At 67.8% G+C, this 13,944-nt stretch carries 14 protein-coding genes; 7 read left to right on the forward strand and 7 right to left on the reverse strand.

All coding sequences use genetic code 11. The features are described from left to right. Positions 1-8: 8 nt before the first annotated feature. From AB6730_RS09700 to AB6730_RS09725, 6 genes are all read left to right on the forward strand, one after another. Positions 9-617, forward strand: coding sequence for an exopolysaccharide biosynthesis protein (locus AB6730_RS09700; RefSeq protein WP_371023407.1), 609 nt, complete (start codon positions 9-11; stop codon positions 615-617). A 78-nt stretch (positions 618-695) separates the two neighbouring features. After that, a complete protein-coding gene (locus tag AB6730_RS09705; RefSeq protein WP_371023408.1) occupies positions 696-2,009 on the forward strand; it encodes an APC family permease in 1,314 nt (437 codons plus the stop codon). A 47-nt stretch (positions 2,010-2,056) separates the two neighbouring features. Continuing rightward, positions 2,057-2,608: a (2Fe-2S)-binding protein gene (locus tag AB6730_RS09710; protein ID WP_371023409.1), complete on the forward strand. Its 552-nt coding sequence runs from the start codon at positions 2,057-2,059 to the stop codon at positions 2,606-2,608. Further along, positions 2,605-4,881: a molybdopterin cofactor-binding domain-containing protein gene (locus AB6730_RS09715; protein ID WP_371023410.1), complete on the forward strand. Its 2,277-nt coding sequence runs from the start codon at positions 2,605-2,607 to the stop codon at positions 4,879-4,881. The genes AB6730_RS09710 and AB6730_RS09715 overlap by 4 nt, the downstream gene beginning before the upstream one ends. A 29-nt stretch (positions 4,882-4,910) precedes the next feature. Next, on the forward strand, positions 4,911-5,675 hold the full coding sequence (locus tag AB6730_RS09720) for a class I SAM-dependent methyltransferase (RefSeq protein ID WP_371023411.1): 765 nt from the start codon (positions 4,911-4,913) through the stop codon (positions 5,673-5,675). 83 nt (positions 5,676-5,758) lie between these two features. Continuing rightward, positions 5,759-7,042 (forward strand): polyhydroxyalkanoate depolymerase, encoded by a 1,284-nt coding sequence (locus tag AB6730_RS09725; RefSeq protein ID WP_371023412.1) that lies wholly within the window; start codon positions 5,759-5,761, stop codon positions 7,040-7,042. 272 nt (positions 7,043-7,314) lie between these two features. On the opposite strand, the gene AB6730_RS09730 is transcribed toward AB6730_RS09725, so the two are convergent. Next, entirely contained in the window at positions 7,315-8,418 is a 1,104-nt protein-coding gene (locus AB6730_RS09730) for an SLC13 family permease (protein WP_371023413.1), read from the reverse strand. A gap of 52 nt (positions 8,419-8,470) precedes the next feature. Then, positions 8,471-9,244: a hypothetical protein gene (locus AB6730_RS09735; protein WP_371023414.1), complete on the reverse strand. Its 774-nt coding sequence runs from the start codon at positions 9,242-9,244 to the stop codon at positions 8,471-8,473. Positions 9,245-9,409: 165 nt separating this feature from the next. Between AB6730_RS09735 and AB6730_RS09740 the strand changes: the two genes are divergently transcribed. Next, a complete protein-coding gene (locus tag AB6730_RS09740; RefSeq protein WP_371023415.1) occupies positions 9,410-9,946 on the forward strand; it encodes a hypothetical protein in 537 nt (178 codons plus the stop codon). A 280-nt stretch (positions 9,947-10,226) separates the two neighbouring features. On the opposite strand, the gene mazG is transcribed toward AB6730_RS09740, so the two are convergent. Genes mazG through gspN form a run of 5 tightly spaced genes read right to left on the reverse strand, consistent with a single transcriptional unit; the run spans position 10,227 to position 13,942 of the window. Next, positions 10,227-11,018, reverse strand: a complete 792-nt coding sequence (gene mazG / locus AB6730_RS09745) for a nucleoside triphosphate pyrophosphohydrolase (RefSeq protein WP_371023417.1) — start codon at positions 11,016-11,018, stop codon at positions 10,227-10,229. Continuing rightward, positions 11,015-11,833 carry a 3'(2'),5'-bisphosphate nucleotidase CysQ gene (gene cysQ, locus AB6730_RS09750; RefSeq protein WP_371023419.1) on the reverse strand — a complete coding sequence of 273 codons (819 nt, stop codon included), beginning with the start codon at positions 11,831-11,833 and terminating at the stop codon, positions 11,015-11,017. Before cysQ ends, mazG begins: the two co-directional genes overlap by 4 nt. Further along, positions 11,830-12,387, reverse strand: a complete 558-nt coding sequence (gene nudE, locus AB6730_RS09755) for an ADP compounds hydrolase NudE (RefSeq protein WP_371023420.1) — start codon at positions 12,385-12,387, stop codon at positions 11,830-11,832. Before nudE ends, cysQ begins: the two co-directional genes overlap by 4 nt. Then, positions 12,384-13,172, reverse strand: a complete 789-nt coding sequence (locus tag AB6730_RS09760; RefSeq protein ID WP_371023421.1) for an inositol monophosphatase — start codon at positions 13,170-13,172, stop codon at positions 12,384-12,386. The genes nudE and AB6730_RS09760 overlap by 4 nt, the downstream gene beginning before the upstream one ends. Continuing rightward, a complete protein-coding gene (gene gspN, locus AB6730_RS09765; protein WP_371023422.1) occupies positions 13,169-13,942 on the reverse strand; it encodes a type II secretion system protein N in 774 nt (257 codons plus the stop codon). Before gspN ends, AB6730_RS09760 begins: the two co-directional genes overlap by 4 nt. Between the last annotated feature and the right edge of the window lie 2 nt (positions 13,943-13,944).

The following is a 13,944-nucleotide window of genomic DNA, read 5'->3' on the forward strand; positions in this document are numbered from 1 at the left end:
GTCGTTGCATGACACCGACCGAACCGCGCGAAGACAAGACCGCCGCCCTGCTGAGGGCGGCGCTCATGTCCACCCCCGGTGAACGGATCACGATCGAGCAATTGCTCGAGCCGCTGAGGCGCCGCGCCTTCGGCTTCCTCCTTCTCCTGCTGGCGATTCCCAATTTCATACCCGTGCCGCTGGGCATCGGCGGGATCATGGGCGTGCTGGTGATCGCGCTCGGCCTGGAGATGCTGATCGGCCTCGAGCACCCGTGGATCCCCGGCTTCCTTCGCCGGCGCACGATGTCGCGCGAGGGCCTTCTGCGTTTCCTCGACCGTATCGCGCCGATGACGCGCCGGCTGGAGAAGATCTGCAAACCGCGCCTGCAACGCCTCACGCAACGGCCATTCACCTTCGCCTCGGGCGCCATCATGATCTTCGTCGGCATCCTGCTGGCCTTGCCGATTCCGTTCACCAACTACGTGTTCGGCGGCATGCTGATCGCCTTCGCCTTCGCCCTGGTGGAACGCGACGGCGTGCTGCTGCTCGTGGTCTGGGCGACGACGGTGGCGATCGTGATCGCCTCGGCCACCTTCAGCCGCGCCCTGGCCGACCTCTTCCGCCACATGTTCTAGGCGTTCAACGCGATCCGGGCTTGCGGGGGCCGTGGCGCGCAGGCGATCCTGCGCGCTTTACCCAGGCGACGACGATCCATGGAAAATCCCGGCTACGCCCGCCGCCTCACCCTCATGGACGCCGCGCTCATCGTCGTGGGCGGGATCATCGGTGGCGGCATCTTCCTCAATCCCGGCATCGTCGCGCAGCGCACCGGCTCCGGCTGGGTGTTGCTGGGACTGTGGGTAGCGGGGGGCCTGCTTACGCTGATCGGTTGCCTCTGCTACGCCGAACTGGGCGCGCGGCGGCCGGAGGCGGGCGGCAGCTACGTCTATCTTCGCGAAGCCTTCGGCCGGCTGGCCGGATTCCTGTTCGGATGGACCATGCTGCTGGTGATCTACAGCGGTAGCAGCGCCGCCGTGGCGACCATCTTCGGCAGCTACGCCACCTCCGTGTTCGGTCTTTCGCCCGGCCTGATCAAGCCACTCGCCATCGGCGCGCTCGTCTTCGTCACGGGACTCAACCTCTTCGGCATCCGCTTCGGCGCCCAGGTGCAGAACGTCTTCGCGATACTGAAGCTCACCGCCATCGTCGTGTTGGTGGTCACCGGCGTCGCTTTCGCGGGAGCCGGCACCACCCAGGCGCTGGAGGCGAGCCCGACCCAGGTGACCGGCAGCCTCGCCGGCGCCCTGCTGCCGGTGCTGTTCGCCTTCTCCGGCTTCAGCTACCTCAACAACCTCGCCGGCGAGGTCCGCGATCCGCAACGCACCCTGCCGCGTGCCCTGATCGTGGGCATGCTGGTGGTGATCGCCGCCTACGTGCTCACCAACTACGCGTACCTCGCCGTGCTCGGCCACGATGGCCTCGCGGCCAGCCAGGCGCCGGCGGCCGACGTGATGAGCCGCGTGTTCGGCACCGCCGGCGCGAAGCTGATCGCCATCGGCATCGCCATCTCCACGCTCGGCTTCTGCAACATCACCCTCGTCGCCGGCGCCCGCGTCCTCCAGGTGATGGGCCAGGACGGCCTGTTCTTCTCCAGCGTGGCCAGGCTGCATCCGCGCTATCGCACCCCGAACATCGCGCTGATGATGCTTTCGGCGTGGGCCATCGTGCTCGTATGGATCGCCAATTACGGGCAACTGCTGGATTTCGCCGCGTTCGGCGACTGGGCCGCCTACGCGGTCACCATCGCCACGCTGTTCTGGTATCGCCGGCACGGCCAGGGCCGGCCCGCGTTCGCCACGCCGGCCTATCCCCTGCTGCCACTGGTCTTCCTCGCCACCGTGATCGGCGTGGTCGTGGCGTACACCTGGGACAAGCCACTCAGCGCGGGCGTGGTCTGCCTCGTGGTGCTGTCGGGACTGCCTGTCTACGCCGTGTGGCGACGGCTGTTCAGTAAAGTCGCTCGCTGAACCATGGCACGGATGCCACAATGACCCGGTTCAGTTGAGGAAAGCCGATGGCACAGCAAGGTCCGACGTCTCCCGTACCCGTTCCGCCCAAGCAGGACGCCCGTCAGCCGGCGCCCAAGCCGGTACGTGAAGGCATCGACCTCATCGTCAACGACAAGCGCTACCGGCACACGGGCGACAAGACCATGCCCCTGCTCTGGTACCTGCGCGACGTGCTGCGCCTCACCGGCGCGAAGTACGGCTGCGACCAGGGCGATTGCGGCTTCTGCACGGTCATCGTCGACGGCAAGGCCGTGGCCGCCTGCCAGACGAAGATGGAAAAGATGTCCGGCAAGCGGGTGACCACGGTCGAGGGCCTGTCCGCCGCGGACGGCACGCTGCACCCCGTGCAGCAGGCCTGGATCGACGAAGACGCCATCATGTGCGGGTTCTGCCAGCCCGGCCAGATCATGGCCGCGGTGGACCTGCTGTCGCGGCAGAAGAATCCCTCCGACGCGGATATCGACAAGATCGGCAACCTTTGCCGTTGCGGCAGCTATGGCCGCATCCGCAAGGCGATCAAGCGCGCCGCCGGCGCGATGAAGGACCCGAAGGCATGAGTGGCGAGGTTCGACTTTCCCGCCGCCGGTTCCTGAAATACGCCGCCGGCACCGCTGGCGCGCTGGTCATCGGCGTCGGCACGGCGGAGGCCCTCGATCGCCCGCCGCCGCTGGGCCTGCTGGGCGACGCCTGGGCCCAGGTCGGTCCTTACCTGCGCATCGCCGCCGACGGCCGCATCTACATCGGCGTGCGCGATCCCGACAATGGCGAAGGCACGTCCACGTCGCTGGCGAGGATCATCGCCGAGGAACTCGACGCCGACTGGTCCCGCGTGATCGTGGAACCCCTCGGCCTCGGCGTCACCCAGGGCAACGGCGAACCGAAATTCACCTACGGCCGCCAGCGCAGCGGCGACGCCACCAGCATTCCGGCCGCCTGGGCCGACCTGCGCCAGGCCGGCGCGCTCGGTCGCTGGCTACTCCTGCAGGCGGCCGCGCGCCGCCTCGGCGTCCCGGCGGAACAGCTTCGTGGCGAGAGCGGCATGGTCGTCGCCGCCGACGGCCGGCGCATCTCCTACGCCGACCTGGCCTCGGCCGCGGCCGGCATCGACGCGCCTTCGACACCGCCGCCGGTGAAGCAGGCCGAGCGTTATCACCTGATCGGGCAACCCGCCGGCGACGTCGACGCGCGTGCCGTCGTCACCGGCACGCTGCGCTACGCCTTCGACGAGAGCATCGGCGACCCGGTGATCGCGGTGCTGGCGCGCTGCCCTTACCCCGGGGGCTCGCTCGACACCGCCGACCGCGACGCGGCGAAGAAGGTCGAGGGCGTCTTCGATGTGATCGAGATCACCCCCGAGCAGGGCCAGCAGCCCGGTCTCGCCGCCCAGGCACCGGCGCTGGCGGTACTCGCGCGCGACACCTGGTCGGCCCTGTCCGGCCGCGCCGCGTTGAAGGCGACGTGGAAACCGGGAAGCGCCACCGAGCCGGCCAGCGCCGCCCTCGAACAGAAAGCGCTCGACCTGTTCGGCGACGACGCCGCCGCGCCGGCCACCGTGCGCAACGACGGCGACATCGCCGCCGCGCGCAAGAAGGCCGCGCGTGCGCTCGAAGCCACGTATTTCCAGCCCTGGGTCGCGCATGCCACGGCGGAAACACCCAATTGCGTCGTCCGCCTCGATCCGGACACCAGCGTGACGGTGATCGCCGCCACGCAGTCGCCGCGCCAGGCTTACACGGTCGTGCAACGCATGACCGGGTTCCGTCCCGAGCAGATCGATATCCAGGTGCCACGCGGCGGCGGCGGTTTCGGCCGTCGCCTGGAGCAGGATTACATCGCCGAAGCGATGGCGATCGCCCTGGCGAAGAAACCCGACGAGATCCGCAACCGGCCGGTCAAGGTGCTCTGGACCCGCGACGACGACCTCGCGCGCGACTACTACCGCCCGCTGGCCGTGCATCGCCTCAACGCGTCGCTTGACCGCAAGAAGAACATCGTCGGCTGGCACCAGCGCATGGCCAGTCCCTCCGCCCTGGTGGGCCGGGCCACGCCGGACAACCGGCTGTGGCAATCGGAACTGGTCGCCGACGCCCTGCCTGCGGGACTCGTTCCCAACTTCCGCAGCGACTGGTATCCGCTGGAATCGACGCTGGCCCGCGGCGAGTGGCGAGGTTCGCCGCACGTCACGCCCACCTTCGCCAGCGAAAGTTTCATCGACGAACTCGCGCACGCGGTGAAGGCCAATCCGCTCGACTTCCGTCTCGCCCTGCTCGGCGAGCCACGCCAGTTGCCGTACAACGGCCGTGGCGGCCCCATCGACACCGCGCGCATGGCGAACGTGCTGAAGCTCGCCGCCGACAAGCTCGACTGGAGCCGCTGGCTGCGCAGCGAGAACGGCCTCGGCATCGCCTGCGCCTATGTCTTCGGCGCCTACGTGGCGCACGCCATCGAAGTGGCGCCGACCACCGACGGCATCGACATCCATCGCGTGGTCTGCGTGGCCGACGTGGGCCGGGCGATCAATCCGCTGGGGCTGGAAGCCCAGCTACAGGGCGCCACGCTGGATGCGCTGTCCACCGCCCTCAACCTCGCCATCACGGTGAAGGACGGTAAGGTGCAGCAGACGGGCTTCCGCGACTATCCGATCGCCGCGACGCAGCCGATGCCCTACGAGGTGGAAACGGTGATCGTGCCGTCCACCGCCGATCCGGCCGGCGCCAGCGTGATCGGCGTACCCTCGGCGGCACCGGCGCTCGCGAACGCCGTCTTCCGCGCCACCGCCGTGCGCGTACGCCGATTGCCCCTGCTGCGCGAACTGGCGCGACTGCGCTAGTCCTTGTTTTTCACCGCCCGAGGTACCGCATGACCATCGCATCGTTTACCTCGGGCCCTCCGGCCCAGCGGACCGACGCCGACCTGATCGGCAGCAACAAGCGCTTCTACGACGCCTTGTGGTCGGAAGCGAAGCTGTTCTCGCCAGAACAGTTCAACACCTGGCCGCTGGTGGCCGAACTGGCCGCGCAAACCTCGCGGCGCCTGGAAGTCGCTCCCGGGCTGCGCCCCCGCCTGCCACTGGCGGATACCCAGTTCGTCGACCTGAGCCAGCCCGCGCTGGCCGAGCTGGGCCGGCACGGCGCCCGCGTGGCCAACGCCATGATCGGCGCCCTGCCCTTTCGCGACGCCAGCTTCGACTTCGTCTGCGCCTTCGACATCCTCGAACACGTGGTGGACGACGAGGGGGCCCTGGGTGAGCTGGCCCGCGTGGCCGAGCCCGGTGCCCGCCTGCTGATCTCGGTGCCCCTGCATCCGGACGCATGGACCGCCTTCGACGACTTCGTGGGCCATTACCGCCGCTACGAGCCCGATGCGATCCGTGCCCTTCTCGGGCGCCACGGATTCACCATCGAACGCAGCGCCGTGTACGGCATGCAGCCGAAATCGTCGAAGCTGCTCGACCTCGGGCAGTGGTTCCTGACCCACCAGCGCGCCCGCGCCATGTGGTGGTACAACCGGGTGTTCATGCCGCTGGGCGTGCGTTTCCAGAAGCCGCTGGCCTTCACGGCCGGCTTCGAACCAGGGCCCGGGGTCGACGAAGTCCTGCTGGTCTGCCGCAAGGCTGGCCTTTAAATCGAGCAAAAACAGGGGCTTTACACATGGCGCGGCGCAACTGGTTATGATGCGCCACCTTCCCCGCCCCGGACGTAAGCTGCATGCTCTACCTCATGCACGAATGGCAACGCTCCATGCTCAGCCCCCTCTCCTATTGGGCCGAGGCGGGCGCGAAGATGTTCGGCGACATTGCCAGCCCGTTCGCCCGGGTGCCGGGCGCGGAACGCGCCGCCGCCGGTTACGAGCTCATGTACCGGCTGGGCAAGGCCTACGAAAAGCCTGAATTCGACATCCACAGCGTGCATGCCCACGGCCACGACGTCGCCATCGTCGAACAGGTCGCCATGGCCAAGCCGTTCTGTACCCTCAAGCGGTTCAAGCGCTTCTCCGACGACCAGGCCACCGTCGACAAGATGAAGAACGACCCGGCCGTGCTGGTCGTGGCGCCGCTGTCCGGACACCACTCCACGCTGCTGCGCGACACCGTCCGCACGCTGCTGCGCGACCACAAGGTGTACATCACCGACTGGGTCGACGCGCGCATGATCCCCCTCGACCAGGGCTCGTTCTCGCTGGCCGATTACGTGACGTACATCGAGGAATTCATCCGCCACGTCGGCGTGCATCGCGCGCACGTGGTCTCGGTCTGCCAGCCCACGGTGCCGGTGCTCGCGGCGGTATCGCTCATGGCCGCCCGTGGTGAAGCCACGCCAGCCACGCTCACCCTCATGGGTGGCCCGATCGACACGCGCAAGAGCCCCACCAGCGTCGACAACCTGGCCACCACGCGACCGCTGTCGTGGTTCCGCAACCAGCTGATCCACAAGGTGCCCTACCAGTACCCGGGCGCGGGCCGCGAAGTCTATCCGGGCTTCCTGCAGCACGCGGGGTTCATCGCTATGAATCCGAGCCGCCACGTGATGTCGCACTGGGACTTCTACGAGAACCTGCGCAAGGGCGACCTCGACGACGCCGACCAGCACCGCAAGTTCTACGACGAGTACAACGCCGTGCTCGACATGCCGGCCGAGTACTACCTCGACACGATCGAAACCGTGTTCCAGGAACACCGCCTGCCCAAGGGCACCTGGGAAGTTCATGGTGAACTGGTGCAACCGGCGAAGATCAAGGACACCGCGCTGCTCACCATCGAAGGCGAGCTCGACGACATCTCCGGCCTCGGCCAGACCGAAGCGGCGCACGGCCTGTGCAAGGGCATCGCGAAGAAGCGCCGCAAGCACCTCATCATCGAAGGCGCCGGTCACTACGGCATCTTCAGCGGCCGCCGCTGGCGCGACGTGGTCTATCCGGACGTCCGCGACTTCATCAAGACCTTCGACCGCGGCAACAGCAACACCGGCGCCCAAGGCAACCGCAAGGCCTGAAGCAGGCCCCGATTGCAAGGATGCCTAGACCTGGTGGGAGCCGACTTGTCGGCGATCCCGCGGCAGCGGGCCAGGTCGCGACAAGCACCCATCGCCGCTGAAGCGGCTCCCACAAAAAAGCCGGGACTTCGCTACCGGGGATGACTGGCCCTTTGTGGGAGCCGACTTTGTCGGCGATCCCGCGGCAGCGGGCCAGCTTATAGCGAGCACCCATCGCCGACAGGGTCGGCTCCCACCACCAGATGTCGGCTTGGCTCGATGGGTCAGGGCCGCTACAGCAGCGCCCAGCCCAATAGTCCGGTCACCACGAAGAACGGCACCGACCACACGTGGAAGCTCGCCCACGCCTTGCGTTCACCGAGCAACCGCAGCGCGATCAGGTTAGCCAGCGAGCCCAGGACGAAGCCGAACCCGCCGACGTTCACGCCGAAGGCGATCGTGCGCCAGTCGTGCGAGTACTCAGCCAGCAGGATCGCCGCGGGAACGTTGCTCACCACCTGCGAGGCCAACGCCCCGGTGACGTACAGATGCGACGCGTGCTCCAGGCCCAGGCCCGCCACGAACGAACGGACCGCGTCGAGTCCCGCCAGCATGCGCAAGTCGATGAACATCAACACGAAGGTCAGCAACAATCCCCAGTCAATGCTCGCGACGACGCGCCGGCGAAGCGCGAGGAACACCGCCACGACACCAAGCAACCCCCAACCCACGTACTGCAAGTCGGCCAGGACGATGAAGGGCACGTAGAGCAGCGCCGCCACGCCGAGCATCGTGCGATCGACGGACTCGCCGCCGCGCTCGTGCACTTCCAACGGCATGGCGGGAAACGCGAGCGCGGTCAGTGCGAGCAACAAGGCCAGGGCGATCGCGACCAGTGGCAGCATCTCCCAGACGAATCCGCCGAAACCGTTATTCCACTGCTGCCAGAGGAACAGGTTCTGCGGATTGCCGATCGGCGTGAGCATCGAGCCCGCGTTCACCGCCAGGGCCTCGAACACCACCAGGCGTGTCGCCGGCATGCGCGCGATCCGGCACATGCTCAGGGTCAGCGGCACCATCACGAACAACGACACGTCGTTGGTCAGGAGCATCGACAGCAAGGCGGTGGCGGCGACGAGGCCGAGCGCCGCCACACGCCGCGTCGACGTGCGGTCGATCAGCCAGCGCCCCGCGAGGTCCAGCGCACCGCTGGCCTCGACGCCCTTGGTAAGGATCAGCAGACCAGTAAGGGCCGCGATGGTGGGCCAATCGACCAGCGACGGCCACGCGGCGACGCGCGAAGGCCGTGCGATCGCGAGGGCGACCGACACGGCCAGCAATACGAGGAAGAACACGTCGCGGCGAAGCGCGCGCAACGAAGGAGGTAGCCACGTCATGAAGGAAGTATCCCGCCGCCAAGGACGGGATCATATCGGCTTCCAGCGTGGATCAGCGATTCTTATCCGGAACGTCGACCCGGCCAGTGACGCCATGGTGGTCGACGTCGCCGCTACCCTGCGTACGAACACGAAGATCGCCGCGGACGCCGTCGACGTTGAGGTCACCCGAACCGATGGTCCCGACGTCCACGTTGCCGCCGATGTCGCTGAGCTTCGCGTCGCCCGAGCCTACGGTGCCGATGCGGACGCCACCGTTCACGTGCTTCGCCTCGAAATCGCCGGAGCCGACCGTGTCGACTTCCACGGGGCCGGTGCTGTCGAGCTTCACCTCGCCCGAACCCACCGTGGTCCGTACGGACCCCTTGATGTCGCTCGCTTCCAGTTCACCCGAGCCCGACGAACTGTCGAGTGACGCGACGCCGCGCACCTTCGCCTCGCCCGAGCCCACGTTGACCATGACAGGAATGTTCGACGGCACGCTGGCCTCGACCTTCAAGTCGCTGTAGTGGCTGCCGAAGCCCGACCACCCACTGTTGCGGTTGGTCTTCAGTTCGACCAGGAGCGTGTCGCCGTCCCGTTCCTGCGTGACGACGAGGCTGTCGAGGGTTTGCTGGTCGGAGGCGCAGGCCTTGCCGCGCACGGTTCCCTTGCCCGCGGGCGCGCCGCCGGAAAGGTGCAGTTCGTAGGAGTGGACGGAGAAGCGGACGGCGCGGACGCCCGAGAGATCGAGGTCGAGGTTGCGGTCCGCGTGGAACTTGCACTGGTCGTCGGCCATGGCGATGGCCGGGACGAGCAGCAACGAGGCGAGAAGCAGGTGACGCATGGAAATCCCCTCCAGTGGATGCGGTGTGCCGGTGATGGATGCCAGCCGCGCGCAAAAGGTTGTAACCGCGATTTCACACGAATCTGAGCGGTTGGCAACAAGCCCGTCAACCGCCGGCGAGGCGGCACGTTTTTCCCCGTGCAAGTCCAACCGGGAGATCACCCTATGCAACGCAAGACCCTTCTCGCCAGTGCCGCTTCCCTTCTCCTTGCCGGTTCGGCCGCCTTCGCGTTCGCGCAGGATGCCGCCCCCAAGGCTCCCAACGCTCCGGCGGCCCAGGCCGCAGGCCAGCCGGCCGGCCCGCAACAGGGCCACAAGTGGGGCCGCGACGGCGACCGTGACCACGGTCGTGGCGAGCATGGTGGCTGGGGCCGTCATGGTGACGGCATGGCCCGCTCCGGCGTCATCGGCGACCTTCGTGCCCTCGAACGCCTGTACGTGGTTTCCGGTCGCAGCAAGGAACTGCCGGCGCTCTACAACGACGTGCTCGCCAAGTCGCAGAACCCGATGGTCCGCGATTACGTGTACCGCCACCTGGCGCGTGCGCAGATGCAGCCGCAGAATCCGGACGCCGCCATCGCCACGATGCGCAAGAGCCTCGACGAGAACCTCGCGCAGGACCAGAAGCGTCACCAGGAGATGGAGCAGTTCAAGGCGCGCATGGCGCAGCGAATGGCCGATAAGTCGGCTGCTTCGAAGTAAGGAGAAACGGGGCCGCGAGGCCCCGTTTTCTTTTGGCAGCTTTGATACCGCGAGCCCCCCTGTGGGAGCCGCTTCAGCGGCGATGGGGGCTTGCCGTAACCTGGCCCGCTGCCGCGGGATCGCCGACAAGGTCGGCTCCCACAGGTCTATCTCCCCACAGGCCTATCTCTAAGCTGGCCTGCCCGAAGCTGTTGTGGGAGCCGCTTCAGCGGCGATGGGTGCTTGCCGTAACCTGGCCCGCTGCCGCGGGATCGCCGATAAATCGGCTCCCACATGGCGGTCAGCCTGCCTCGCGCTTCACCCGGCGCCAGAGCATCTCCTGCTCCTGCAACGAATACGACGCCAGCTCACGTCCTTCCATCGCGGCGAGCGCCTCCATCGCGCGAAAGCGCCGCTCGAACTTCGCGTTCGCACCACGCAGCGCGCGCGACACGTCGACCTTCGCATGCCGCGCGAGGTTCGCCGCGACGAACAACACGTCACCGATTTCATCGGCCAGGCGTTCCTCGTCGGCACCGTTCTCGAATTCGTGGCGGACTTCCTCGATCTCTTCCTCGATCTTGTCGAGCACCGGCCGGTGGTCCGGCCAGTCGAAGCCCACGTTCGCCGCGCGCTTCTGCAGCTTCACCGCGCGTTGCCATTCCGGCAGCCCGCGCGAAATACCGGCGAGCGCGCTGGTATCGTCGGCGCCCTTGGCCGCGCGCTCCTCCGCCTTCAGGCGATCCCAATCGCGCGAGCGCGCACTGTCGCTGGCATGCGTGACGTCGCCGAACACATGCGGATGACGCCGCTGCATCTTGTCGCAGATCGCTTCGACGACATCGCCAAAAGCGAAATGCCCTACCTCTTCCGCCATGCGCGCATGGAACACGACCTGCAGCAGCAAGTCGCCCAATTCATCGCGCAGGTCGTGCATGTCCCCACGATCGATCGCATCGGCCACCTCGTACGCTTCCTCGATCGTATACGGCGCGATCGTGGCGAAGCTCTGCTTCACGTCCCAGGGGCAACCATTCTCCGGATCGCGCAGGCGCGCCATGATGGCGATGAGGTCGTCCACCGGACGCGTCACGTGGCGTCCTCCGGATCGACCAGCCGCGCCGCCCAATCGACCGAGGTATCGCCACAGGCGATGAATTCGGGATTGATGAGCGAATCGCGCGTGTTGTAGCGAAACGGTCGGCCGGCCAGGTCGAGCACGGCGCCACCGGCTTCCTCGAGCACGCATTGCGCCGCGGCGGTGTCCCATTCGGAGGTGGCACCCAGACGCAGGTAGATGTCCGCGTCACCCCGCGCGATCACGCAGAACTTGAGCGAGGAGCCGAGCACGAAGGTCTCGTGGTCGCCGAGGCGATGGAGCAGCGTGAGGCTGCGGCCACCCGCGTGCGAGCGGCTGCCGGTGACCCTCAGCAGGCCGTCGGCGCGGCGCGTGCGTATGCGTTCGCGCGGCGCGTCGACCGAAGCCTGCCGCCAGGCACCCTCGCCGCGGGCGGCGGCATAGAGGTCGCCCGTCACCGGGACGAGCACCACGCCGAGCACGGTGCGATGGTCTTCGATGAGCGCGATGTTCACCGTGAATTCGCCGTTGCGCTTCACGAATTCGCGCGTGCCATCGAGCGGGTCGACCAGCCAATAGCGTCGCCAGGTACGCCGTTCGGCCCAGGGCGCGGCGAGCGCCTCCTCGGAGATCACCGGCACGCCGGGAGCCAGCCGATGCAGGCCTTCCTCGATGACGCGCTGGGCGGCGAGGTCGGCGGCGGTCACGGGGGAATCGTCGTCCTTGCAGATGACTTCGAAATCCTGCGCATACACCGCAAGGATCGCCTCGGCGGCCTGTCGCGCGATGGCGCAGACCGGATCGAGCCACGCTGCCGGGGATACGCTCATGCGGGACGATACCGCCCGGCCAGGTATTCGCGGGCCATGAACAGCGCGGCGATCGAGCGGCCTTCGGTCACGTCGTCGCGCGCGAGCAGTTCGTGCAGCTTGTCCATTCGCCAGGGAACGACTTCCAGTTCCTCGGGCTCGTCGCCTTGCAGTCGCTCGGGGAAGAGGTCTTCCGCGAGCACGACGTGCGCGAGGTGGGTCATGTACGAGGGCGACAGCGACAGCGTGCCGAGGATCTTCAGCTTGCGCGCCCCGTAACCGACTTCTTCCTTCAGTTCGCGATTCGCGCCCTGCTCCGTCGTCTCGTCACCGTCCAGGCGGCCCTTGGGCACGCCCAGTTCGTAGCGGTCCACGCCCACGCCGTATTCGCGCACGAGAAGCACCGTTTCCGGATCGCGCATCGCGACGATCAACACGGCGCCGAAGCCGCTGCCTTTCAGGCGCTGGTACGTGCGCCTTTCACCGTTGGAGAACTCGAGGTCGACCTCTTCCGCACGGCGGAGGGGACTGTCGGGCGCGTCGCGCGTCGCGAGGATCGTCGGGCGTTTGTTCATCGGCCGATTGTAGCGCCGGTGAGTCGCGCCAGCGCCTCGGCGTGAATGGCCGGCGTGCCCGCAAGGACGCTGCGCGTGTCCAGGCCGGGCGCGGCGCCGTCCAGATCGGTGAACACGCCGCCGGCCTCGCGGACGATCACCGCCAGGGCGGCGATGTCGAGGATGTTCAGGTCGGATTCGATCACCAGGTCGAGACCGCCCCGGGCAAGCAGGTGGTAATGGCAGAAATCGCCATAGCCGCGGATACGATTGCTGTCGCGGATCATCGCGCCCAACACGTCCCACCGTGCATCCATCGTGAGGGTCTTCACGTTGCCGGTGGAGATCGATGCCTCGCGCATCGTCGCCGTCGAGGCCACACGCACGGGATCGCCGTCGAGGAAGGCGCCACGTCCGCGCACCGCCCACATGCGCTCGCCGTAGATGGGCGCGGAGGAGACGCCCAGCACCAGTTCGCCGCGATGCATCAGGGCGATCTGCGTGGAGAAGAACGGCGTGCGGCGGACGAAGCTCTTCGTTCCGTCCAGCGGGTCCACCAGCCACAGGTATTCGCGCGAGGTGTCGTCCGCGCCGTATTCCTCGCCATAGATACCGGCTTCCGGCAGGGCTTTGGCGAGGATCGCGCGGATCGCCATCTCCGCTTCGCGGTCCGCGACGGTGACCGGCGTGTCGTCGCCCTTCACGATCACGTCCACGCCCGCGCGCCAGTAATGCTGGATGATCTCGGCGGCCGCTCCGGCGGCGTCGCGCGCGGCGGCGAGCGCCTTGTCGAGGATGTCTGTCATGGTGTGATCGAGGGCGCCAGCCCCGCCTTGCGTTGGAGGTTGACGGAACCGTCGCGGCCTACGGGGCCGAAACGTGCGATGAGATGCGACAACGCGCTGTCGGCGATGCGGGGAACCAGCTTGCCTTCCATACGCCAGCCCAGCGGCGTGGCGGCCAGTGCCGCGTTCACCGCCAGCGAGCCCGAGCCGTCGTCGGCGAGCGTGGCGCGCAGCACCCCGCCCTCGCTCGCGGCTTTCAGTTCGATGTCGCCGAGGGTGACATAGCCTTCGAGAGTGCGCACGGCGGCCTTGCGCCATGCGATGTCGGCATCGAGGGCTACCGGCCAGTTACCCTGGAGTTCGGCACGCGGTATCCGCCCTTCCACCACACCCACCGGCACCAGACCGGGCGGCAAAGCCGGTCCGGCCAGGGCGCCGGCATCCATCCGGAAATCGACGCCGCTCCAGGTCGCGTTGTCGCGGCCGGTGCTTTCCAGATGACCGGCGAAACGCCCGGCACCGCCATCCAGGCGGACATCCAGGTGCGTGCGTCCGAGGATCGCGTCCCGGCCGAGCCGCCAGGTGGCGGCGCCGAGTTCGCGGCCGTCGGCCATCGCCACGCGCCCCGCGCGGCCATTCCACAGGGTGCCCGAGAGCTGGTCGAGTACCACGCCATGGACACGCCGCGCCGCGAACGGCACGGCGACGCTCGCCGGCAGGAACCAGTAGGAAAGCCCCGCGGCGACGGCCAGCAAGGCGACGAGCAGGGCCGTCCAACGCAACCACTTCAAAC

The sequence above is a fragment of the Luteibacter sp. RCC_6_2 genome, from assembly GCF_041360655.1.
Taxonomy (GTDB): Bacteria; Pseudomonadota; Gammaproteobacteria; order Xanthomonadales; family Rhodanobacteraceae; genus Luteibacter.